Origin of the sequence: Azospirillum sp. A29 (assembly GCF_042604625.1) — a bacterium.
In the GTDB taxonomy this organism is placed as follows: Bacteria; Pseudomonadota; Alphaproteobacteria; order Azospirillales; family Azospirillaceae; genus Azospirillum; species Azospirillum palustre.
In genome coordinates, this window is sequence record NZ_CP170466.1 from 621,638 (window position 1) to 642,651 (window position 21,014).

The 21,014-nt window shown below is 68.4% G+C and carries 18 protein-coding genes; 4 read left to right on the top strand and 14 right to left on the bottom strand.

The window, feature by feature from the left end:
• Positions 1–48 precede the first annotated feature (48 nt).
• Together ABNQ38_RS17810 and ABNQ38_RS17815 are read left to right on the top strand one after the other, a co-directional pair.
• A complete protein-coding gene (locus ABNQ38_RS17810; protein WP_377809547.1) occupies positions 49–450 on the top strand; it encodes a hypothetical protein in 402 nt (133 codons plus the stop codon).
• 97 nt (positions 451–547) lie between these two features.
• Positions 548–1,384, top strand: coding sequence for a DUF502 domain-containing protein (locus tag ABNQ38_RS17815; protein ID WP_377809548.1), 837 nt, complete (start codon positions 548–550; stop codon positions 1,382–1,384).
• Here ABNQ38_RS17815 and recG read toward each other — a convergent pair.
• From recG to ABNQ38_RS17850, 7 genes are all read right to left on the bottom strand, one after another.
• Positions 1,336–3,417: an ATP-dependent DNA helicase RecG gene (recG, locus tag ABNQ38_RS17820; RefSeq protein WP_377809549.1), complete on the bottom strand. Its 2,082-nt coding sequence runs from the start codon at positions 3,415–3,417 to the stop codon at positions 1,336–1,338. The genes ABNQ38_RS17815 and recG overlap by 49 nt on opposite strands.
• Before the next feature lie 404 nt (positions 3,418–3,821).
• Complete coding sequence (locus ABNQ38_RS17825) at positions 3,822–6,791, bottom strand: ATP-binding protein (protein WP_377809550.1); 2,970 nt, start codon at positions 6,789–6,791, stop codon at positions 3,822–3,824.
• Positions 6,792–6,829: 38 nt separating this feature from the next.
• Positions 6,830–7,252 carry a response regulator gene (locus ABNQ38_RS17830; protein WP_377809551.1) on the bottom strand — a complete coding sequence of 141 codons (423 nt, stop codon included), beginning with the start codon at positions 7,250–7,252 and terminating at the stop codon, positions 6,830–6,832.
• Between the two features lie 56 nt (positions 7,253–7,308).
• Positions 7,309–8,388 (bottom strand): chemotaxis-specific protein-glutamate methyltransferase CheB, encoded by a 1,080-nt coding sequence (cheB, locus tag ABNQ38_RS17835; RefSeq protein ID WP_377809552.1) that lies wholly within the window; start codon positions 8,386–8,388, stop codon positions 7,309–7,311.
• Complete coding sequence (locus ABNQ38_RS17840) at positions 8,385–9,821, bottom strand: chemotaxis protein CheW (RefSeq protein ID WP_377809553.1); 1,437 nt, start codon at positions 9,819–9,821, stop codon at positions 8,385–8,387. The genes cheB and ABNQ38_RS17840 overlap by 4 nt, the downstream gene beginning before the upstream one ends.
• Complete coding sequence (locus ABNQ38_RS17845) at positions 9,818–10,744, bottom strand: CheR family methyltransferase (protein WP_377809554.1); 927 nt, start codon at positions 10,742–10,744, stop codon at positions 9,818–9,820. Before ABNQ38_RS17845 ends, ABNQ38_RS17840 begins: the two co-directional genes overlap by 4 nt.
• Positions 10,741–11,985, bottom strand: a complete 1,245-nt coding sequence (locus tag ABNQ38_RS17850; RefSeq protein WP_377809555.1) for a methyl-accepting chemotaxis protein — start codon at positions 11,983–11,985, stop codon at positions 10,741–10,743. Before ABNQ38_RS17850 ends, ABNQ38_RS17845 begins: the two co-directional genes overlap by 4 nt.
• Positions 11,986–12,200: 215 nt before the next feature.
• On the opposite strand from ABNQ38_RS17850, the gene ABNQ38_RS17855 reads away from it, so the two are divergent.
• Both ABNQ38_RS17855 and ABNQ38_RS17860 read left to right on the top strand, forming a co-directional pair.
• Positions 12,201–14,204, top strand: a complete 2,004-nt coding sequence (locus tag ABNQ38_RS17855; RefSeq protein WP_377809556.1) for a methyl-accepting chemotaxis protein — start codon at positions 12,201–12,203, stop codon at positions 14,202–14,204.
• A gap of 244 nt (positions 14,205–14,448) precedes the next feature.
• Positions 14,449–14,688, top strand: a complete 240-nt coding sequence (locus ABNQ38_RS17860; RefSeq protein WP_098740022.1) for a hypothetical protein — start codon at positions 14,449–14,451, stop codon at positions 14,686–14,688.
• A gap of 39 nt (positions 14,689–14,727) precedes the next feature.
• Here the strand turns inward: ABNQ38_RS17860 and ABNQ38_RS17865 are convergent, their stop codons facing one another.
• The 7 genes from ABNQ38_RS17865 to ABNQ38_RS17895 all read right to left on the bottom strand — a co-directional run bounded on the left by ABNQ38_RS17865 (position 14,728) and on the right by ABNQ38_RS17895 (position 20,951).
• Complete coding sequence (locus ABNQ38_RS17865; RefSeq protein WP_377809557.1) at positions 14,728–15,018, bottom strand: DUF2934 domain-containing protein; 291 nt, start codon at positions 15,016–15,018, stop codon at positions 14,728–14,730.
• A gap of 93 nt (positions 15,019–15,111) precedes the next feature.
• A complete protein-coding gene (gene mltG / locus ABNQ38_RS17870; protein WP_377809558.1) occupies positions 15,112–16,119 on the bottom strand; it encodes an endolytic transglycosylase MltG in 1,008 nt (335 codons plus the stop codon).
• Positions 16,120–16,168: 49 nt separating this feature from the next.
• Positions 16,169–17,431, bottom strand: coding sequence for a beta-ketoacyl-ACP synthase II (fabF, locus tag ABNQ38_RS17875; protein WP_377809559.1), 1,263 nt, complete (start codon positions 17,429–17,431; stop codon positions 16,169–16,171).
• Between the two features lie 127 nt (positions 17,432–17,558).
• Complete coding sequence (locus ABNQ38_RS17880) at positions 17,559–17,798, bottom strand: acyl carrier protein (RefSeq protein WP_014247969.1); 240 nt, start codon at positions 17,796–17,798, stop codon at positions 17,559–17,561.
• Between the two features lie 188 nt (positions 17,799–17,986).
• Positions 17,987–18,724: a 3-oxoacyl-[acyl-carrier-protein] reductase gene (fabG, locus tag ABNQ38_RS17885; protein ID WP_098740026.1), complete on the bottom strand. Its 738-nt coding sequence runs from the start codon at positions 18,722–18,724 to the stop codon at positions 17,987–17,989.
• A gap of 41 nt (positions 18,725–18,765) precedes the next feature.
• Positions 18,766–19,707: an ACP S-malonyltransferase gene (gene fabD, locus ABNQ38_RS17890; RefSeq protein ID WP_377809560.1), complete on the bottom strand. Its 942-nt coding sequence runs from the start codon at positions 19,705–19,707 to the stop codon at positions 18,766–18,768.
• A 257-nt stretch (positions 19,708–19,964) separates the two neighbouring features.
• Positions 19,965–20,951 (bottom strand): acyltransferase family protein, encoded by a 987-nt coding sequence (locus ABNQ38_RS17895; RefSeq protein WP_377809561.1) that lies wholly within the window; start codon positions 20,949–20,951, stop codon positions 19,965–19,967.
• Positions 20,952–21,014: the final 63 nt, after the last annotated feature.

A 21,014-nucleotide genomic window follows, 5' to 3' on the forward strand; every position in this document is an offset into this window, starting at 1 on the left:
ACGCCGAATTCCCATTGGCCAGTCCCATCGTTGCCCGGAGCGCCGACCATGCCGAGCCTGTTCCCCGTGCCCACCGCCCGCCGCATCGACCGGCAACGGCTGCTGTCGGTCGCCCTGATCCCCTTCGCAGCGGCCATCGCCATGGCGAGCACGGTCGCCGCCACCGGATTCACCGCCAGCCCGTTGGGCGAGGCGAACAGCACGCTGGGCTTCCTGCTGGATTTCGTAAAGTTCTGCTATCTCGCCGTCGCCATGGCGCATCTGTCGGGCGCCATCGCCGACCATACCTGCGGCAGCCTCGCCGCCGGCCTGTCGATAGACGAATACGACGCACCGGAACCGGTCTCGAAGGACGAGTTCTGGCGCGCCTTCCCTAACCATGTCGACGGCGCCGCCATCGCCGGGGCCGTCACGCTGCTGTCGGTGATCGCGAGCTCGCTGGTCGGCTGAGGCTTTTCCCAATTCCCGCGTCCCCTTACGCGGCAGTTGAGAGCGGGCCGCGCTTGCCCCACTATGGCGCGGACGGACGATGGGCGGATGGGCAGGCGTGAGCGGAGATCAGACTGAACCGAAGGCCGAGGTGAAGGCCGACCCGAAAACCCAGGGCAAGCCCCAGGCGAAAGGCCATACGGGGGAGCCGGCGCGGCATCGCCGCGAAGGCATCGGGTTGATGGGGCGCCTGCGGGCCTATTTTTTGGCCGGCATCCTGGTAACGGCCCCTATAGCCATCACCGTCTATATCGCCTGGTGGTTCGTCTCGCTGATCGACGGATATATCCGGCCGCTGATCCCCAGCGTCTACAATCCGGAAAACTATCTGCCCTTCTCGATCCCCGGCATTGGCGTTCTGGTGGTCATCATCGCCGTCACCCTGATCGGCGCCTTCGCCGCCGGCTATGTCGGCCGGCTGGTGCTGGGCGTTGGCGAAGGGGTGGTCGGACGCATGCCGGTCGTCCGCTCCGTCTATGGCGGGGTGAAGCAGATCTTCGAGACGGTGCTGGCCAAGAAATCGAACGCCTTCCGCGAGGTGGTGGCGATCCAGTATCCGCGCCCCGGCGTGTGGTCGCTGGGCTTCATCACCGGCAGCGCCCATCCCGAGGTGCAGGTGAAGCTGGCCGGCGAAGCCGACGACATCGTCAACGTCTTCATCCCCTGTGCGCCGCCCACCGCCGGCTATCTGGCGATGGTGCCGCGGCGAGACGTGACCGTGCTGAACATGACCGTCGAGGATGGGTTGAAGCTGGTGATGTCCGGCGGCATCGTCGTCCCGCCCGACCGCCGCCCCACCCTGGTGGAAATGCCGGCCGAACCTGACGACGAGGATCGGGACGGCGATCAGCCCGACCGCAAGGTCTTGGCCGCCGCATCCCGTTCGAAAAGGTAAAGCAGGGTCCGCAGCGCCTGTCCGCGCGGGCTGGCGAGGTCGGGGTCGCGCTCCACCACCAGCCGGGCATCGTCGCGCGCAACCGCCAGCAGGTCGCCATGCACCGCGAGGTCGGCCATCCGGAAGCCTGGCAGGCCCGACTGGCGGGTGCCCAGAACCTCGCCGGCACCGCGCAGGCGCAAATCCTCCTCCGCGATGACGAAGCCGTCCTCGGTGTCGCGCAGGGTCTTCAGCCGCGCGCGCGCCGTCTCCGTCAGGTTCGACTCGAACATCAGCAGGCAGCTCGACGGCTTCTCGCCACGGCCGACCCGGCCGCGCAGCTGGTGAAGCTGGGCGAGGCCGAAGCGTTCGGCATGCTCGATCACCATCACCGTCGCTTCCGGAACGTTCACGCCGACCTCGATCACCGTGGTGGCGACCAGCACATCCAGGCTGCCTTCGGCGAAGGCGGCCATCACCGCATCCTTGTCGGGCCCGCGCATCTTGCCATGGACCAGCCCGACGCGATCGCCGAAGGTGGCGCGCAGGAAGGCATGGCGCTCGGTCGCGGCGGCGAGGTCGCTCTGTTCCGATTCGTCGACCAGCGGGCAGACCCAGTAAACCCGCGCGCCCTCTGCCACCTTGCGCTGGATGCCGTTGACGACGTCCTCCAGCCGGTCAAGGGCGATGGTGACGGTCTGCACCGGCTTGCGGCCGACCGGCTTTTCGGTCAGGCGCGACACGTCCATGTCGCCATAGGCGGTCAGGGTCAGCGTGCGCGGGATCGGTGTGGCGGTCATCACCAGCACATCGACCGCCCGCCCCTTGGCCGACAGTTGCAGGCGCTGATGGACGCCGAAGCGGTGCTGCTCGTCGATCACCGCCAGCGCCAGATCCTTGAAGGCGACATCCTCCTGGAACAGGGCATGGGTGCCGACCAGCAGCGGCAGCTCGCCGGACGCCAGCCGGTCGAGCACAGCCTGGCGCGCCTTGCCCTTGTCGCGCCCGGTCAGCAGCCCGATCTCGATACCGGCCGCCTTGCACAGCGGCGCCAGGCTCTCGGCATGCTGGCGGGCGAGGATTTCCGTGGGCGCCATCAGAGCGGCCTGGGCGCCGGTCTCCACCGCGTTCAGCATCGCCATCAGCGCGACCACGGTCTTGCCGCTGCCGACATCGCCCTGGAGAAGCCGCAGCATCCGCCGTTCGGCGGCCATGTCGGCATAGATCTCCTCCAGCGATCCAGCCTGCGAGCCGGTCAGGGAGAAGGGCAGCGCCGCCAGCGCGGCGCGGCGCAGGCTGCCGTCACCCTGGGTCGCCCGCCCGGCCAGCCGGCGCTGGCTGGCACGCACCAGCATCAGAGCCAGCTGGTTCGCCAGCAGCTCGTCATAGGCGAGGCGGCAACGGATGGGCGCGGTGGCGGCGAGGTCGCCCTCATCCTCCGGCGTGTGGGCACGCTTCAGTGCCTCGGCCCAGGTCGGCCATTGGCGGCGGGACAGCCATGCCGGGTCCTGCCATTCATCGAGTGGTGGGACATCGTTCAGTGCGGCGCGCACCGCCTTGCGCAGCGTCTTGGCCGGCAGGCCGGCGGTCATCGGATAGACCGGCTCGACCAGTTCCAGCTCTTCCTTGGCGTCGACCGGGACGACGGCATCGGGATGGGTGATCTGGGCGGTGTCGTTGAACCACTCCACCTTGCCGGAAACCACCATGGTGGTGCCGGCGGGGATCTGCTTCGACAGCCAGTCGCCGCGGACATGGAAATAGACCAGCTCCAGCACGCCGGTCTCGTCGGTGCAGCGGATCTTGTAGGGATGGCGCGGGTTCAGCGGCGGCGCGTGCGAGTCGATGCGCACGGTCAGGGTGGCGATGCGCCCATGCGGCGCCTGCGCGATCTTCGGCGAGAAGCGGCGGTCGACCACGCCGCAGGGCAGATGCCACAGCAGATCGACCACATGGGCGCCGGCCAGCTTCTCCACCAGCTTGCCCAGCCGGGGGCCGAGGCCGGGGAGTGCCGTGACCGGTTTGAACAGCGGAAACAGGATGGCGGGACGCACGGGCGGGTCGCTACCGGGAAAGCCTTCGACGGCCACCAGAAAGCCGGGTGGACCTTCCTGCGTCAAGGCTGCTGAACGGCATCGGGGAAAAGAAGGAACGGCGGAGCGCACCCAAGGCCAGGGGGCCTATGGTGGGGGGCAACGTCGGCCTGGAAATTGGCTTGGACGCGCTCCGCCGATAGGTACCGTCCGGAGGCAAACGGGAGAACCGGACGGTCGGGTCCGATGGCAGGGAACCATCGGGAAGAGACACCAGATAAGAAGACGCTCAACTGTGACGGGCCGGTGTTTCAGGGGGGCTGGCCCGACCGCGTCACAAGAAGGACACTAGCCCGTCCGCCCTGTCCCCAAGCTGACTCAACCATGAATTTCCCTTCATGAACCGGCCAAGCCGAACGGGTTCATCAGGCCGGCGCCTCGGCCTCCCGCCGCTGGGCCAGCGCGGCGAGGCGATAGAGTTCGTCGCCGTCCAGGATGATGACGATGCGGCCGTCGTTCAGCAGGGAGACGCCGCCGACACCGGGCACCTCGGCAAGGCCGGGATGGCTTTCGCGGACGAACAGGTCGCCGCGGCGCAGAAGCTTGTCGATCTCCAGCCCGATCCGGCGGCTGCCCTGGCGCAGCACGACGACAAGGCGCTGGCTAGGACCGGACGGCGGCCATTCCCCGTCGGCGGGAAATCCCAGCGCATCGGCGAGGCGGACCACCGGCAGCACCCGCTTGCGGCGCATGACGGTCCAGCAGCCGGAGACGCGGTGGAAATCGTCGGCGGTGAAGCCGCAGACCTCCTCGACGAAGCGGTCGGGGATCGCCAGCACCTGATCGTCGACCTGCACCAGCAGGGTGCGCAGGATCGCCGCCGACAGCGGCAGGTCGATGGCGAAGGCGGTGCCCGCCCCTTCCCGCGTGCGGATGGCGATGCTGCCGCCCAGCCGGGTGATGGCGTTGCGCACCACATCCATACCGACGCCGCGGCCGGACGTTTCGGTCACCGTGTCGGCGGTGGAGAAACCGGGGGCGAAGATGAACTCGCGCACCGCATCGGGCGACAAATGCAGGCTGTCCTCCTCGCCGATCAGGCCCTGGCGCACCGCCTTGGCGCGCACCGCCTCCGTCGCAATGCCGCGGCCGTCGTCGACGATCTCAACCAGAACGCGGCTGTTGCGCTGGATGGCGCGCAGCGAAAGCGTAGCCTGGGCCGGCTTGCCGGCCGCCTCACGGTCGGCGGCAGCTTCGATGCCATGGTCGATGGCGTTGCGCACCATATGCATCAGCGGGTCGTAGAGCATCTCCACCATGCTCTTGTCGATGCGGACCTCGCCGCCCTCGGTGGCGAAGCGCACCGACTTGCCCTGCCCCCGCGCCAGTTCGCGCACGACGCGGGGAAACTGGTTAAAGAGGGTTTCGATGGGAACGACGCGCAGGTCCAGCGCCGCCTCGCGCAACCGGTCGACAGAGCGGCTGAGCTGGGTGTCGAGGTCCAGCAGGTCGCGGCGGTGATGCTCGACCGCCTCGCGCAGCGCACGCAGGTCGGGGTCGCCGGCACCCAGCCGCTCGGTCAAGGCGGCGAGCGCCGACTCCAGCCTCAGGTCGTTGGCCGTGGCGTTCAGGTCGCCGGACAGCAGGACCATGCCGTCGATGCGGGCCATGAAGCGGTCGATCACCTCGCCGGGCACGCGCAATACGCCCCCCGCGGCGGTCGCCGCCGGGCGGGCGGCTGGGGCGGCGGGCGGCGGCGGGGCAGCGGTCGTCATCGGCGCACCGGCGGATTGCACCGCAGGCAGGGACGGCGCGTCGGCAGGGGCCGGCACGTCAGGTGTGACCGGCTCTCCGCCATCCCCGGCCGGGTCGGACGGCGCGCAGGCGCGGATGCGCAGGAATCCGCCGCCGGGATCGATGCCGGCCAGGGCATCCGCCAGGGCCGGAAGCTCCTGCGGTGAGGCGACCAGCACACGCAGCCAGGTCTTGCCGTCGATGAATTCCGGCCAGTTGGTGATGGCGCGCACCTTGCTGCCCATCCACTGGACGAAGCCGGACGCGACCTCCGGCGAGGTTTCCAGAAAGGCGGTGACCTCGTAGAGCCGCATCTCCGGATCGGCGATGGCGGCGCGCAGGTCGGCGGTGCTGTCGGGCGACAGGAAGCGCAGCAGGCCGGGATCGAGTCCGAGGGCCGACAACTCGTCCGCGGTCAGCGGACGGCGCGCCTCGCCCGCCTCCCGCTCGGCCGAGACGGCATCGACGAAGGCGCGCAGGCGGCCTTCCAGCGCGGCCACCCCGTCGGTGTCCAGATCCTCGGCCGGATCGCGCGCAGCCCGCGCCGCCAGATCGGCGAGCATGGTGCGGGCGTCGGCCAGCAGGACCGGCCAGCCGTCGTGGTTGGCGGCATGGTCGGCGGCTTTGTCGGTGGGGACCGCGCGGCGCATCACATCGGCCAGCACCCGCAGCAGGGCGGAGCCGCGCGGCAGCCGTACGATGTCCAGCGTCGCCGCCATGCGGTCGAGCAGCCCGGCAAGCTCGGCGGCAACGGATGCATCGGCCAGCGCCGCCGGATCGGCCAGCAACGCATCGGCGCGGGCGCCGCCCTGGGCAAGGATCTGCGCGTTGTGGTCGGCCAGCAGGGTCGCCAGGATCGCCGCGCCGGCATCCTTGCCGGTCAGCCGCCCGATGCGGGCGCTGGCGGTGGCGACGGCCTGAAGCTCGCGCAGGATGGCGTCGGCATCACGGGCGGCCAGCGCCTCGCGGAACCGGCGCAGCGTGTCGGCGAAGGGCAGGAAGTTCAGCCGCTCGCAGGCCAGCTCCAGCCGGTCTGCCGTGTCGTCGACGCTGCGGACTCCCTCTTCGTCCAGGGTGTCGAGGTCGAGCGCGCGTGTCAGCGTCGCCATCCCGTCATGCAGCAGCCCGACGAACAGGCCGAGCATCCGCTCGTTCTCGTGCAGACGCACCGGCGGGGGCGGCGGCGGAACGGACGCAGGCTTGACAGCCGGCCCTTCACCGCCCAGCGCGTCGAGCCTCGCCAGCAGGTCCGCCGGCGCCAGCCCGTCGCGGCGGTCGCGCATGCCGGCCTCGGCAAGCCCGCGCAGCGCGTCCAGAGCCTCCAGCAACGGGGCGGTGACCTCCTCCGTCAGCACCAGCGCGCCGCTGCGCACACGGCCGAGGATGGTTTCCGCCCGGTGCGCCACCGCCTCCATCGCGAAGAGGTCCATGGCGCGGGCAGCCCCCTTCAGCGAATGGAAGGAGCGGAACAGGGCGGCGATCCGCTCCACCTCCGGCCCATCGCCGGGGCCGGCGGACAGCAGCTTTTCCAGCAGGTCGAAATGTTCGCCGGCCTCGACGCCGAACTGTCGCCACAGGGTCTCGATCAGTTCGCTGCTCATGGATCACCGCTCTGGAAAGGAGGCGCCGAACCGGAGACTCAGGGCTTCGCGGGTGGGGGCAAGCCGGAGGCGCGGCGGATGGCGGCGACGATGTCGTGCCCCTTCTTGTGGGCAAGGTCGAGGCTCATGGTGCCGGACGGCTTGGCGATGATCTCCACCGCCCCCAGGGCGCGGGCCTCGTTCGCTTCGGGCGAGCCGACCTGCGCAACGGAGGAGATGATGATCACCTTGGCGCGCGACATTAGCGACAGATGCTCCATAACCTCCAGCCCCGACATCTCCGGCATCTCGATGTCGAGCAGGACGATGTCGGGCTTCAGGCTCTTGACCATCTCCAGAGCCACCTTGCCGTTTTCGGCCGCGCCGACGAGGGACAGCTCGTCGTCAGCGCGCACGATGTCGCCGATGATGGTGCGCATCAGCACCGAGTCATCGACCAGCAGGATCGTCGGCTTCGCCATGAGTAAAAGCTTCCTATGTTTGCAGCGCCTGTCGGCTTCCGGGGTCTGACTGACGGTCAGGAGAGTGTGAAGAGAGCGTTCAGCTTGCGGGCGATTGACGTAACCGGCAACACCTCCGTGGCGATACCGGCACGGATTGCCGCCCTGGGCATGCCGTCGACCGCGCAGGTCGCCGGATCCTGGACCAGAACGGGAAAGCGGCGTTCCGCGAAGGCCGCCGCCCCGCTGCTGCCGTCGTCGCCCATGCCGGTCAGGACGACGGCGACCGGCGACTCCGCCGCTTCCGCGGCGCTGCGGAAGAGCCGGTCGGCCGAGGGGTGGTAGATGGCGCCGGCCGGGTCGGCGGCATGCAGGGTGAAGCGGCCGGAAGCGCCGCGGCGCACCGCCCAGTCGCCGCCGCCGCGCAGGATGGTGACGGCCGCGGGGTCGAGCGTCTCGCCGTCGGCCCCCTCCGCCACCGGCCGGCCGAGCGACCGGGCGAGCGACGCGGCGAAACCGGCGGTGAAGCTGGCCGGCATATGCTGCGCCACCACCAGCGGACAGGGCAGCGGTCCGAGCGCACCCAGCAATTCCGCCAGCGCCACCGGCCCGCCGGTGGACACGCCGACGACGACGAGGTCGGGGCGGTGTCCGCGGACGGACGCACGCGTCGACGGAGCCAGTTCGGGTGCAGGTTCGGTCACGGGCGCCACAACGGAATCGGTGGCCAGCTCCCCCGTCATGGTCATGCGCCAGCGGCCCCAATGGCGCACCTTCTCGGTCAGCTGGCGTTCGATGGACGCCATGTCGAAGGTGATGAAGGAGCTGTTCTTGCAGACGAAATCCACCGCCCCGGTTTCCAGCGCCCGGATGGTGGCGGCGGCCCCCTCCGACGTTTCGTTGGAAACCATGATGCAGGGCGGGCCTTTCTCCGCGGCGATGGCCTGAACCGATTCGATTCCGTCCATGACCGGCATGTTCAGGTCCATCGCCACGACATGCGGCTTCAGCTTCCGCGACAGGCGCAGAGCCTCGGCACCGTTGCGCGCCTCGCCGACAATCTCGATGTCGGACGCCGGCTCCAGCATCTTGCGGAGGGCGATGCGGACGAAGTTGCTGTCGTCCACCACCAGCAGACGGATGCGCGGGTCGGTCATGGCGCTGCGGCCTCGCTCCGGGCGTCTCCGATGGGCAGCACCCTGGTGCCGGCAGCCGCGGCGGCGGTCAAGCCCTCGGGCCGCAGAACCGGGATCAGGGCATTGTCCAGGCGGATCACCGCGGCGGTCAGACGGTCGGACAGCGGGTCGACATCCTCGCTGTCGATCTTGCGGATGCGTTGGATCTCGTCGGCGATCACCGCCACGGTACCACCGTCGATCTCCACCAGAACGGCGATGCCGGGCGTGGCAGGAGGCGCGCCGACCGGCGCCAGCGCCAGCAGACGGCGCAGATCGAGAACCGGGAGGATGCGGCCGTCGACATCGGTCAGCCCGTCGAAGCTTTCGGCGCCCTGCGGCAGGCGCAGCCGGTCGGAGACCTCCACCACGCGGCGGACCCTCTCGAACTCCAGCGCATAGATGCGGGCCTCCACCACCAGGGTGAGGAAGCGGCGGTAAAAACGGCGCGGCAGGCGGCTTTCCGCCAGATCGTCGTCGGGATCGCCGCCTTCCGGCACGAAACGGCCGATGTCGTCGAGTCGATCGCCCAGCATGCGCGCCACACTCCTCACGTCGAGCCAGAGTCCATCATAGTCCACGATCCGGGCCGCCGCCCCGGCCTCACCCGCGCGCAGACGGTCCAGCGGCACGCGCACCACGCTGCGCACCCCATCCACCCGCACGCCCACCGGCCCCCGGCGCGTCCGCAGGACAACGGCGTAGCCGCCGGGCCGATCCCCGATACCGGCACCGAGCGGATCTGTGACCAGGATCGACCGCTTCTGCACCCGCGCCACACCCCGCACCAGCGCCGGCGCATGGGGCAGCGGACGCAGGTCGCCGACGGGGAAGACCAGCAGCAGATCGGCCATCTCCAGCGCATGGGGTTGGCCGGCGACCTCCACCATCAGCAGGCGGATGCTGGCACGCTCGCGCGACGGGTCGGGAGGCTCGGCAGCACCGCCGGACAGCGCGTCGGCCTCCGCCAGCCCCGGAATGGCGAGCGCCCCGCCGCGCCCCAACTGCATCAGGTCGGGGTCGAGCAGGCGCAGGGACCGGTCGCCATGGCGCAACCGGCCGGCCACCGGTGTTCCACCATCCTCCGGCTCCGCCGCGCACAGCCCCACCCGCTCTGCCGTCAGCGTACCGCCGATGCGGCCGGCGCGGAGTGCCAGCACACCGGTCCCGGCGCGCAGCACGATCAGCAGCCCGCCACGCCGTCCGCCGCCCCAGGCCAGCCGCAGCGACGGATAGCCGGTGACGTCCAGCACCGGCAGGATGCGGCCGGCGACATTCGCCAGCCCCTCCACCTGCGTCGGGGCGAAGGGAAGCCGGGTGATGCCGGTCGGCTCCGCCACTTCCTCCACCCGATCCGCGGCGACGGCGAAGGGCGTACCGGCAATGTCGAAGGTGAGATAGCCGCAGGTCGTCATACCGCCGCTCCTCCCCGCCGGTAAGCGAGCGCGCGGTCGCCGCGATGGCGTTCGAAGCCGTGGCCCCGGCAGCAGTCGTCCGGCAGCCGGTCGGTGGTGCCGAGCACCAGCCAGCCGCCCGGCGCCACCGCCGCGGTCAGCAGGGAGAGCGCCCGCTCGCGGCTGTCGTCATCGAAATAGATCATGACGTTGCGGCAGGACACGAGATCGAAGCCACCGGCCGGCACCCCATCCGGCAGGGTCGCATCCATCAGATTGTGGCGGGCGAAGCGCACCACCCGGCGGGCATCGCCATGCACCCGCCGGTGCAGCGGCGCCTCTGCCCCCAGCGGCACGAACCAGTTCCCGTAATCCGCCGGCATTTCGCGGAAGGGACCCAGCCCCTCGCCACCATAGCAGGCGTTGGCGGCCTGCCGCACGGCGATGCGGCTGAGGTCCGTGCCGAGGACCTCGACGGTCCAGTCGGTTTCCAGCCCCTGGGCGGTGCGGCGTGCGTGCCCGGCGTCGGCCAGCGCCTCCAGCGTCACGATGGCGAGACCATAGGCCTCCTCCCCGGTGGCGCAGCCGGCGCTCCACAGCCGCAGGGTCCGGGTCGCGGCGCGTTCAGCGATCAGGCGCGGCAGCAGATGGCCGCGCAGATAGGCGTGATGCGGCAGGTCGCGGAAGAAATAGGTTTCATGGATCGTCAGATTCTCGATCAGGCTCAGCCAGTCCGGACTGTCGGCCGGCGCCCCTTCGATCTGCGCCACCCATTCCTCCAGCACAGCCAGCGGCATCGCCGCCAGGATGCGCACCAGCTTGCGCTCCAGCGGGCGGTCGTGGCGGATCCCCGCCTTGCGCCGGACATCCTCCAGCAGCCGCCGCACCAGATCGTGCAGCGGCCCCTCCGATCCGGAAGCAGGAGGAACGGCGCCGCCGGTCACGACGCCCGGAAGCGTTCGGCCAGCCGCCGCGTGTCGTCGGCCAGCCGGGACAGGTGGACCATGGTCGCGGTGATCTCCTCCGACGCGGCGGCGTTCTTGGAGGCGACGGTGCGGATGTTGCCGACGTTCGATTCGATCTCGACGATATGGTCCTGCTGATGGGCCATGGCCGCGGCGACCGACTGGACCATGCGGTCGATCTGGGTGACCCGCTCGGCGATGCCGTCCATCATCTGCACCACTTCCGCCGTCGCCGCCACCCCCTCCTCCGCCAGTGCTGCGGCGGCCTCGACGATCTCGGCGATCTGGCGGGCGCTTTCGACGGCGTTGTCGGCGAGCTTGCCGACCTCCTCGGCGACCACTTCGAAGCCCTTGCCCTGTTCGCCGGCACGGGCGGCCTCGATGGAGGCGTTGACCGACAGGATGTTGGTCTTTACCGCGATCTGGGTGATCGCCTCGGTGATGCGGCCGATGCGCCGGCTGTTGTCGCCAATGGTCTGCGAAACCCGCACCAGCCGCGCCATCTCCGCCTTGCCGCGGTCGGCGAATCCGGCGGTGACACGCACCATGTCGGAAGCGGCGCGGGTGCTGTCGGTGACGTCGGCGATGGCCCGGACGGAGCGGCCGACCGCATTAACCACCCGGTCGAGATCCTCGGTCTGGATGGCGGCGCCGTCGGCGACCTGCGACACTGCGGTGCTGGCCTGCCCGGCGGCGACGGCGACCTGGGCGGCCTGCTGGCCGATGTTCCGGAAGGAGGCACGGGCGTCCTCCACCAGCGTCGCCATCTCACCATAGCGGCCGGGGAGAAGAGGTGTTGCGGCCGGTGCGTCGCCGTCGGCCTCATGCGTCAGGCGGCGGAGGGTCGCATGGAGACTGTCCTGGGTCCGGGCGACACGGGCAAGCGCCGCGGCAATGCCTCCGGCCTCGTCGCCACGGACAGACAGCGCGGATGCATCGTCCGGCATACTGGGGTCCGTCGTTCCGGTGTCCGGCGTTCCGGTGGCGAGGCACTCTGCAGCCGACTCCAGCCGCGTCATCGCATCCGACAGATCGAGCGCCAGGACACAGCCGATCAGCAGCGCCAGGACAAGCGCGCCGCCTGTGGCCAGCCAGACGGTCTGCAGCGCGGCATCCGGAACCGCCTGGGGAAGCAGAAGGGGAACGAGCGCTGCCGCCGTGGGCAGAAGAACGGCGAGTCCGAAGCGGGGAAGGATCCGCAAGCTGGCCGGAAGGGACATCGCAGTACTGGCTCCTCACGAACGACCAGCGGCATCCCGCGACATCTCGCGGAGACCGCACGCCACCCTTATGACTTGCCGGATGCACCCCAACCGAAGCAAGGTGAATCCGGCAGATGGACTGGGATGCCGCAGTTCGCGCGGGGCTTCCGCCATCCGCCCATCGCTCAACCCGGCGCCGTCCTCGGGGCGGCCTTGATCGGACCTCCACCGGCATGTCCATCGCCACCCGCATCGCCCTGGGCTTCGCCGCCGTCCTGCTGCTGACGCTCGCCGTCGCCGTCGTCGGCTGGAGCGGGCTGAACACCTACGCCTCGCGGGTGGAGATCGCCGCCCAGACCGCCCGTCTGGACACGCTGCTGTACAGCGCCCGGCAGGAGGAGTCGCGCTACCTGCTGGACGTCGATCCCTCCGCCAGCCGGCGGGTGCGGCAGCTGACCGACCAGTTGAGGGCGGAGGCCGAGGCGCTGCTGGCCCTGCCCGACCATGCGGTACCCCCGGAGGCGTTGCGCGAGGCGCTGGAGAAGCTGGCGGCCTACCGCAAGTCCTTCGACGAGGTGGTCGGGCTGGAGGTCGACCGTTTCGCCAGCCTGGCGAAGCTGCGCAAGCAGACCGCCGCCCTGCTGGTGATCGCCCAGACGTTGACGCACGACCAGTCGGCGCGCTATGCCGACGCGCTGGCGCGGGTGAAGGCCGATCCCGGCGATCGTGCTGCGGTGACGGCGCTGGAATCCTCGGCGCTGCTGGTCTCTATCGCCGGGCGGCTGATCCAGGACACCCGCGGCGCGCTGCTGGACGTGCAGCAGTTCCTGATCGACCATGGCGGTTCCGGCCGCAACTCCCTCAGCGCCAGCATCGACAGGCTGCTGGCGGTCGTCGGCGATGTCCGCAAGGCGGCCAACGACGGGGAAGCGCTGCGCGAGTCGGAGAAGCTGACCGCCTCCATCATGGGAGTCGAGACGGAGTTCCTGCTGGTGGCCGACATCGTCGCCCGGCGCAACGCCGCGCGGGACGCCATGCGCGACGCAGCCAGGATCGTCAACGATCAGGTGACGCAGCTGGTGGCCGCCCAGACGGCCGAGCGCGAGGCCGGACGGTCGCGTGCGGTCATGCTGTTGTGGAGCGGGGCGCTCGGCGCGCTGGCCGCCGGCACGATCCTGTCCATCCTGATCGCCCGCAGCCTGACCGGCCCCATCGCCACCACCACCGCGGCGGTCCAGCGCCTGTCGGACGGCGATCTGACAGTGGCGGTGCCCAACACCGGCCGGCAGGACGAGTTGGGCTCCATCGGCCGTGCCCTCGCCACCGTCATCCAGGTGCTGCACGGACTGCATGGCGAGATGCACAGGCTGTCCGGCAAGCCGGTGGACTCGCTTGAGACGGTCGGGACGCGGCAGGCTCCGGACTTCCATGGGGCCTATGGCGAGATGGTGGCCCTGCTGCAGGAAACCGGCACGGCCTTCCGCACCATCGGTGAGCAGGCGACCCAGGTCGCCGTCGCCGCCGGTCAGGCCAGCACCGCCATCGCCCATGTGTCGGACGGCGCCTCGGAACAGACCGACGATCTGGATCAGGTGGCGACGGCGGTCGGGCAATCGGCCCGCGCCATCGCCCATGTCACCGACAGCACACGCGATGCGTCCGACATGGTGAAGGATGCCGCCGACTTCGCCGACGGTGGGCGGCAGGACATGGCGCGACTGCTGCGCGTCTCGCAGACCATCGCCGACAACAGCCGGCGCATCGGCCGCATCACCGAGGCGATCACCCAGATCGCGGTGAAGACCAACATCCTGTCGGTCAACGCCTCCATCGAGGCCGCCCGCGCCGGCGAGCAGGGCAAGGGCTTCGAAGTCGTCGCCGAGGAGGTCGGCAAGCTCGCCGACAACGCCGTCGAAAGCGCCCGCCAGATCGCGGAGATCATCGAAGCCGCCGCCGCACTGGCCGAAGAGGGCAAGGCCGTTACCGAACAGGCGCGGCGCCGGATGGACGGTCTGGCCGAACGGGTCGACCGCATCGACGGCGCTTTCCAGTCGGTCGCGGTCGCCATGGAGGAACAGCAGGCCTCCGTCCGCGAGATCGAGCGGTCGGTCGAGAGCGTGCGCACCGTCGCCTCCAAGAATGCCGCCGCGTCGGAGGAGATCGCCGCGACGATGGTGCATCTCTCCCGCCTCGCCGATGAAACGCGCCGTCAGGTATCGCGCTTCCAAGCCGGCTGAAGCTTGGCCTTTGCCGAAGTTCCGAACAGGGAGCGAGACCCGGAAGCGTTTCCGGCGCTGCATGCCGCTGCGCAAGCCCACCGGCCGCAGTCTCTGAAGTGGTAATTCTTAATCCCAGCCGGGATTACATGGCATTTAAAGTTCTTTTAACCCTATTCCACGCCTAATCGGTTTGCGGGAACGCTCGATCCCGAGAAGACGCTCTTCCGAACATTAGACCCACACGACACCAAGGGAGTTCCCCATGCCCGCACAGAAGGTCGCCGATGAAGTCCGCCTGGCCAGCCGCATCCACGCGCGCCTGCTGGACGCCTTCATCGATTTGACGGAGCGGGAACTGGCCGGGCTGGCTCCGGGCTTCGCCGAGGAAAGCCTTACGGAGGCGCTGGACGCTCTGCGCGCCGCCCGCAAGTCCTACGGCACGACCGCCGGGGTGATGGTCATTTCCAACCTGCAACTGCCGCAGGCTTCGAACGCCGCCTGACCCCGGACGCCATCCCGCGACCGGTCGGGCCGCGACAGATCAGGCGGTGACCGCCTTGCGGATACGCGGCTTACGCGCCTTCGGGGGCTCGGCAGGCGCGGCTTCCGCTTCGGCGGGCTTCACCACACTGCGCGGCTTGGCGTTGGTGGTCTTGCGCGGAGCCTTCACCACGGCGACGACCGGCGCATGATCCGGAACGGCAACCGCCTCGGCCAGGATCGCGTGTTCAGCCTGAAGCCAATGGTCGGCATCGCGGCCCTGGGGGCAGCCCTCTTCCAGCCAGATCGCATAGGCGCGATCACGGATGCGCTGTTCGACATCCACGCTCATTACATCTCCCTGGGGACGGTGGTCAGTTTCGCTGCGATGCAAAGACTGCCGAATTCCTAAAATACGCGCAACCACGCGGTTCGTTATCGGCCGTCACTCCGATGACGTTTCGCCATGCTCCGGCTGCCGGCCTTGCTGGACCTCGCGCCATTTGGTGACGTTGCGGTTGTGGTCAGCCAGCGACTTGGCGAAGACATGGCCGCCGGTGCCGTCGGCGACGAAATACAGGAACTCGTGCCGTTCGGGCTTCATCACCGCCTGGATCGAGGCCTTGCCCGGATTGGCGATTGGCCCCGGCGGCAGGCCGGTGGCGACATAGGTGTTGTAGGGCGACTCGAACTTCCAGTCGTTGCGGGTTAGGGCACGCCCCAGTTCGCCGCTGCCATCGGTCAGCGCATAGATCACCGTTGGATCGGACTGGAGCTTCATGCCGGCTTCCAGCCGGTTAACGAAAACTCCCGTCACCCGCGGCCGCTCCGCAGCGATGCCGGTCTCCTTCTCGACGATGGAGGCGAGAGTCAACGCCTGCTGCGGCGTTTCGAACGGCAAATTCTGGTCGCGGTTCTTCCAGGCCTCGGCAAGCGCCTGGGTCATCGCCGTCTGCATCCGCTCGATCAGAGCGGCGCGGCTGTCGCCATAGGCGAAGTGGTAGGTCTCCGGCAGAAGGGAGCCTTCCTTCGGCGGCTTGGGCAGATCGCCGGTCAGTCCGGTTTCCCGTGCGAGCAGTGCGACCACCTGGGCTGAGGTCAGCCCCTCCGGCACGGTAAAGCGACGCACCACAGTGCGGCCCTGGCGCATCTGCTCCAGAACGCCTTCGATGCTGATTCCCGCGGGGAACTGGTACTCGCCAGCCTTCAAGTCACGGAAGGTGCCGGACAGCTTGGCCGCGGCGGCGAACACCAGCGGCGAACCGATCACGCCGGAGTCGCCCAGCGTGATGGCAATGGACTCCAACCCGCTGCCGCGCGGGATGACGACCGTTTCGGATTGCTCCAACGGTCCGGGGGCCGAATAGCGCTGGTAGCCCCAGACGCCGATTCCACCCGCCGCACCGACGGCGAGGACCAGCGTCCCCGCAAAAATCCGGAGACCCCAGCCCATTGCTCACCTCTTGAAGACTGCAGACCGCAACGCGGGTGCGGCGCTTCGTTTACGCAAATTCCTTGAACACCAGCGAGGCATTGGTGCCGCCGAACCCAAAGGAGTTCGACAGCGCGGCGCGCACGCGGCGCTCCTGCGCCACCTTCGGCACCAGATTGACACCCATGCAGCTCTCTGACGGATTTTCGAGATTCAGCGTGGGCGGCACGATGCCGTGGTTGATCGCCTTGATCGAGTAGATCGCCTCGACCGCACCGGCGGCTCCCAGCAGGTGGCCGATGGCCGACTTGGTGGAGGACATCGCCAGATTGTCCATGGCGTCGCCGAACAGGCGCTTCACCGCCCCCAGCTCGATCTCATCGCCGAGCGGCGTCGAGGTGCCGTGGGCGTTGACGTAATCGATATCGGACGGGTTCAGCCCGGCGCGCTTCAACGCAGCCTTCATGGCGCGGAAACCGCCATTGCCGTCTTCCGCCGGAGCGGAGATGTGGTGCGCATCGCCGGACATGCCATAACCGACGACTTCGGCATAGATGGTGGCGCCGCGCTTCTTCGCGTGCTCCAACTCTTCCAGCACGACCACACCGGCACCCTCGCCGATGACGAAGCCGTCGCGCTCCTTGTCATAGGGGCGAGACGCCTTTTCGGGCGTGTCGTTGAAGCTGGTGGACAGCGCGCGCATGGCGGCGAAGCCGCCGACGCCGAGACGGCTGACCGCCGCCTCCGTACCGCCGGCGACCATGATGTCGGCATCGTCCCACATGATCAGACGGGCAGCGTCGCCGATGGCGTGCGCGCCGGTCGAGCAGGCGGTGACGACCGCATGGTTGGGGCCCTTGAAGCCGTGCTGGATCGAAATATGGCCGGAGGCCAGATTGATCAGGCAGGCAGGGATGAAGAAGGGTGACAGGCGGCGCGGACCCTTTTCGTGCAGGGTGACGGCGCCGTCGGCGATGCCCGGAAGGCCGCCGATGCCCGAACCGACCATGACGCCGGTCCGCTCGCGCTCTTCATCGGTCTGGGGAACCCAACCCGAATCCTTGATTGCTTCCTGCGCCGCGGCGATGGCGAAGATGATGAAGTCATCCATCTTCCGCTGGTCCTTCGGCGGAATGAAGGTGTCGGCGTTGAACTCGCCCTCACCGTTTCCGCGCGGGACCTGCCCGGCGACTTTGGAGGCCAGGTCCGAAGCGTCGAACCCCGTGATGCCGCGGATTCCCGACGTTGCGGAAATCAGCCGCTCCCAGTTCAGCGTGTGGCCGACGCCGAGCGGCGTGACCATACCGAGTCCGGTGACGACGACACGTCTCATGAGGCTGTTCCTTGACCTTTCCTCGAATAAACTGTCGACGATCTGGTCGTCGACGGCCAGGCTCCGCACTGCTGGTGTTGCAAATGCGGTTTGCCTGGCCCTCGGGGGCTCAATGCCCGCGGCCCGATCAGGCGGCGGCGTTGGCTTTGATGAAGTCGATGGCGTCCTTCACCGACAGGATCTTCTCCGCGGCGTCGTCCGGGATCTCGACACCGAACTCTTCCTCGAAGGCCATGACCAGCTCGACGGTGTCGAGGCTGTCAGCGCCCAGATCGTCGATGAAGGAGGCGTTCTCCACCACCTTCGACTCCTCGACACCCAGGTGGTCCACAACGATCTTCTTCACGCGCTCGGCGATGTCGCTCATCTTTTAAGACCTTCCAATCCTTGAAACCGCTCGGGATAATCCGGTCGGAGCAACACGCGAAGAACGTGCCGTCCTGCCGCGAAAAGCCCCGTCCGATAACACATTTCAGCAGCCTTGACCAGCACCCGCGAGCGAGCCTGGTTGGCGCCGTTCTTCACACGTGGCGATGCCGCCCCGTCCGATCCTCATCAGATCATAGCCATGCCGCCGTTGATATGCAGCGTCTGGCCAGTGACGTAGGCGGCCTCCTCGCTCGCGAGGTACACGACCCCGGCGGCGATCTCGTCCGACTGGCCCATGCGGCCGGCCGGGATAGACGGGAGCAGTTTCTGCTTCTGCTCTTCGTTCAGCGCGTCGGTCATGGCCGTAGCGATGAAGCCCGGCGCGACGCAATTGACGGTGATGCTGCGCGAACCCAGTTCGGCCGCCAGCGATTTCGACATGCCGATCAGGCCGGCCTTCGAGGCGGCGTAGTTCGCCTGCCCCGCGTTGCCGGTGACGCCGACGATCGACGTGATGTTGATGATACGGCCCCAGCGGCGCTTCATCATGCCGCGCATGGCTGCCCGCGACAGGCGGAAGGCCGCCGTCAGGTTCACGTCGATGACCGACTGCCAGTCCTCGTCCTTCAGGCGCATGGCGATCTGGTCGCGGGTCAGGCCGGCATTGTTGACGAGAATGTCGATCTTGCCCAGCGCCGCCTCGGCGTCCTTGAACAGCTGCTCGGTGGCGGCGGCCTCCGACAGGTTCCCGGGCACGACGAAGGCACGCTCGCCCAGCTCGGCGGCCAGGGCCTCCAGCGGGGCGACGCGGGTGCCGGACAGCGCGACGGCAGCGCCCTGGGCGTGCAGAGCACGGGCGATCGACGCGCCGATGCCGCCGGAGGCGCCGGTGACGAGGGCCGACTTGCCGGTCAGGTCAAACATGGATGGCCTCATGACGCTGATTTATCAGAGTGCTGATACAATCACAGGGTTTTCAGGAACGACTCGACATCGGCCGGGGTGCCGACCGACACCGCCGCCATATCCTTGTCGATGCGCTTGGTCAGCCCGGCGAGCACCTTGCCCGACCCGACCTCGACCAGCCGTTCGACGCCCTGCTCCTTCATATAGAGCACGCATTCGCGCCAGCGGACCATGCCGGTCACCTGCTCGACCAGCAGGCGACGGATGGAGTTGGGATCGGACACCGCCGAGGCGGTGACGTTGGCAACCACCGGAACCACCGGCGCAGAAATCGTGACGTTCGCCAGAGCCTCCGCCATGGCGTCGGCGGCCGGCTGCATCAGCGAGCAATGGAAGGGAGCGGACACCGGCAGACGCACGGAGCGCTTCAGACCGCGTTCCGCCGCCAGCGCGATGGCACGGTCGATGGCATCGGCACTGCCGGAGATCACCACCTGTCCGACGGAATTGTCGTTGGCGATGCTGCACACTTCGCCTTGGGCCGCGTCGGCGGCGATCGACTGCGCCTGATCCAGATCGGCACCCAGCAGAGCCGCCATGGCGCCCTTGCCGACCGGAACGGCCTTCTGCATCGCCTGCCCGCGCAGCTTCAGCAGGCGCGCGGTATCGCCCAGCGAGAAGGCACCGGCAGCGCACAGCGCCGAATACTCGCCCAGCGAATGGCCGGCAACGAAGGTGGCATGTTTGGACAGATCGACACCGCCCTCGCTCGCCAACACCCGCATCACCGCGACGCTGACCGCCATCAGGGCGGGCTGGGCGTTTTCGGTCAGGGTCAGATCGGCCTCGGGCCCCTCGACCATCAGGCGCGACAGTCGCTGGTTCAGCGCATCGTCCACCTCTTCAAAGGTGTGACGAGCGACTTCGAACGCCTCGGCGAGTTCGCGGCCCATGCCGACGGCCTGGCTGCCCTGCCCCGGAAAGACGAACGCCCTGGTCATGCTTCGGTGAAACCCTGGATGAATGCGCCCCGCCCCTGCGGCGGCACCATGGATTGGGCGACAGTCATACCCTCACTTTTGAGCAAGTCAAGCGACGCGCGATGACCAAAGCGACAATGGTGCGATAAAACGCCACGTATTGAGGCAGAAAGCCCACGAAAAACCGCCATTCCGAGGGGGTTGTCCGTGGGCTCGCGCAGAGGTGCCGCTCACCGGGTCTTGCACCGTTTGCCGCAGTGCAAATCAAAGGCCTGTGGTCATGCCTTGCCCATCAGCGCCACCCTGGTCCATGGCCGGAACTGCGCCAGCATCTCCAGCACCATCGGGCCGATCAGGCCGGAAAGCAGAGCCCCCCAGAAAATCACGCCGTCCGGGGCATCCACATGGTGCAGCACCACGCGCGTGCCGGCGGCGAACAAGGCATGATGCAGGTAGATCGCATAGGAAGAGGCGCCGACGGTCCGGAAAATCCGGCTCGACGGCATGGCATGCAGCAGGGTCACCGCTCCACCCATGCCGCACAGTAGGGCAACGCTGCTGTTCCAGCCGAAATGGGGCAGATACCCCCACAGCGACGCCTGATGGAGCGCGACGCCGAGGGCAAGTGCAGCACCGGCCGCCGCCTGCATCGTCTGCCGCGGGACCATCCCCCGGAATCGGGTGACGCCCACCCCGAACAGGAAGTGCGGCAACAGGAAGCAGGCCTCGTTGATCGAGAAGATATTCGATTCGACATGGACCGTCAGGCAGGCCGCCACCGCTGCGGCCATTGCCAGTACGAATCCGCCCGGTCTGTCCATGGCGTGGAGCGCATCGAGCAGCGCCACGACAGAGAAGATCAGGAATAGCGCCTGCAAATACCAGAAATGGGCATAGGGGTAGACGTAGATCCGCCACATCGACTCGGGAACGAAACTTCCGTTCGCGCCCGGCGCATGCGTCTGCAGGAAATAGAAGATGGCGGACACCACCAGGAACGGGAAGCCCAGGCGGCGAAGCTTCTTGGTGAAGAAGGTCTTCAGCCGATCGCTCCGGGCCGGGTTCAGGGCATAGACCAGCCCCGAGATGAAGGTAAAGAGCGGCATACGGATCAACTCGAAGCTGTCGGTGGCATAGCGGTAGATCGACCCCTCCGCCACCTGCATTCCGGATCCGGGAATGCCGACCACGTGATAGGCGACCAGCAGAATGCAGGCCAGCCCTCTCAGTTCCACGACATGGTACGGCAACATGTTCTTGCGCATGGCTACTCCAGGCACCGGGCTGTCATGCCGCCGACGGAGCATGACTGGGCGAGTCGACCCATA

Coding starts and splice junctions, on each gene's coding strand:
- ABNQ38_RS17810 (WP_377809547.1), top strand. CDS start 49: ATGCCGAGCCTGTTCCCCGTGCCCACCGCCCGCCGCATCGACCGGCAA.
- ABNQ38_RS17825 (WP_377809550.1), bottom strand. CDS start 6,791: ATGAGCAGCGAACTGATCGAGACCCTGTGGCGACAGTTCGGCGTCGAG.
- ABNQ38_RS17830 (WP_377809551.1), bottom strand. CDS start 7,252: ATGGCGAAGCCGACGATCCTGCTGGTCGATGACTCGGTGCTGATGCGC.
- cheB (WP_377809552.1), bottom strand. CDS start 8,388: ATGACCGACCCGCGCATCCGTCTGCTGGTGGTGGACGACAGCAACTTC.
- ABNQ38_RS17840 (WP_377809553.1), bottom strand. CDS start 9,821: ATGACGACCTGCGGCTATCTCACCTTCGACATTGCCGGTACGCCCTTC.
- ABNQ38_RS17850 (WP_377809555.1), bottom strand. CDS start 11,985: ATGTCCCTTCCGGCCAGCTTGCGGATCCTTCCCCGCTTCGGACTCGCC.
- ABNQ38_RS17855 (WP_377809556.1), top strand. CDS start 12,201: ATGTCCATCGCCACCCGCATCGCCCTGGGCTTCGCCGCCGTCCTGCTG.
- ABNQ38_RS17860 (WP_098740022.1), top strand. CDS start 14,449: ATGCCCGCACAGAAGGTCGCCGATGAAGTCCGCCTGGCCAGCCGCATC.
- ABNQ38_RS17865 (WP_377809557.1), bottom strand. CDS start 15,018: ATGAGCGTGGATGTCGAACAGCGCATCCGTGATCGCGCCTATGCGATC.
- mltG (WP_377809558.1), bottom strand. CDS start 16,119: ATGGGCTGGGGTCTCCGGATTTTTGCGGGGACGCTGGTCCTCGCCGTC.
- fabF (WP_377809559.1), bottom strand. CDS start 17,431: ATGAGACGTGTCGTCGTCACCGGACTCGGTATGGTCACGCCGCTCGGC.
- ABNQ38_RS17880 (WP_014247969.1), bottom strand. CDS start 17,798: ATGAGCGACATCGCCGAGCGCGTGAAGAAGATCGTTGTGGACCACCTG.
- fabG (WP_098740026.1), bottom strand. CDS start 18,724: ATGTTTGACCTGACCGGCAAGTCGGCCCTCGTCACCGGCGCCTCCGGC.
- fabD (WP_377809560.1), bottom strand. CDS start 19,707: ATGACCAGGGCGTTCGTCTTTCCGGGGCAGGGCAGCCAGGCCGTCGGC.
- ABNQ38_RS17895 (WP_377809561.1), bottom strand. CDS start 20,951: ATGCGCAAGAACATGTTGCCGTACCATGTCGTGGAACTGAGAGGGCTG.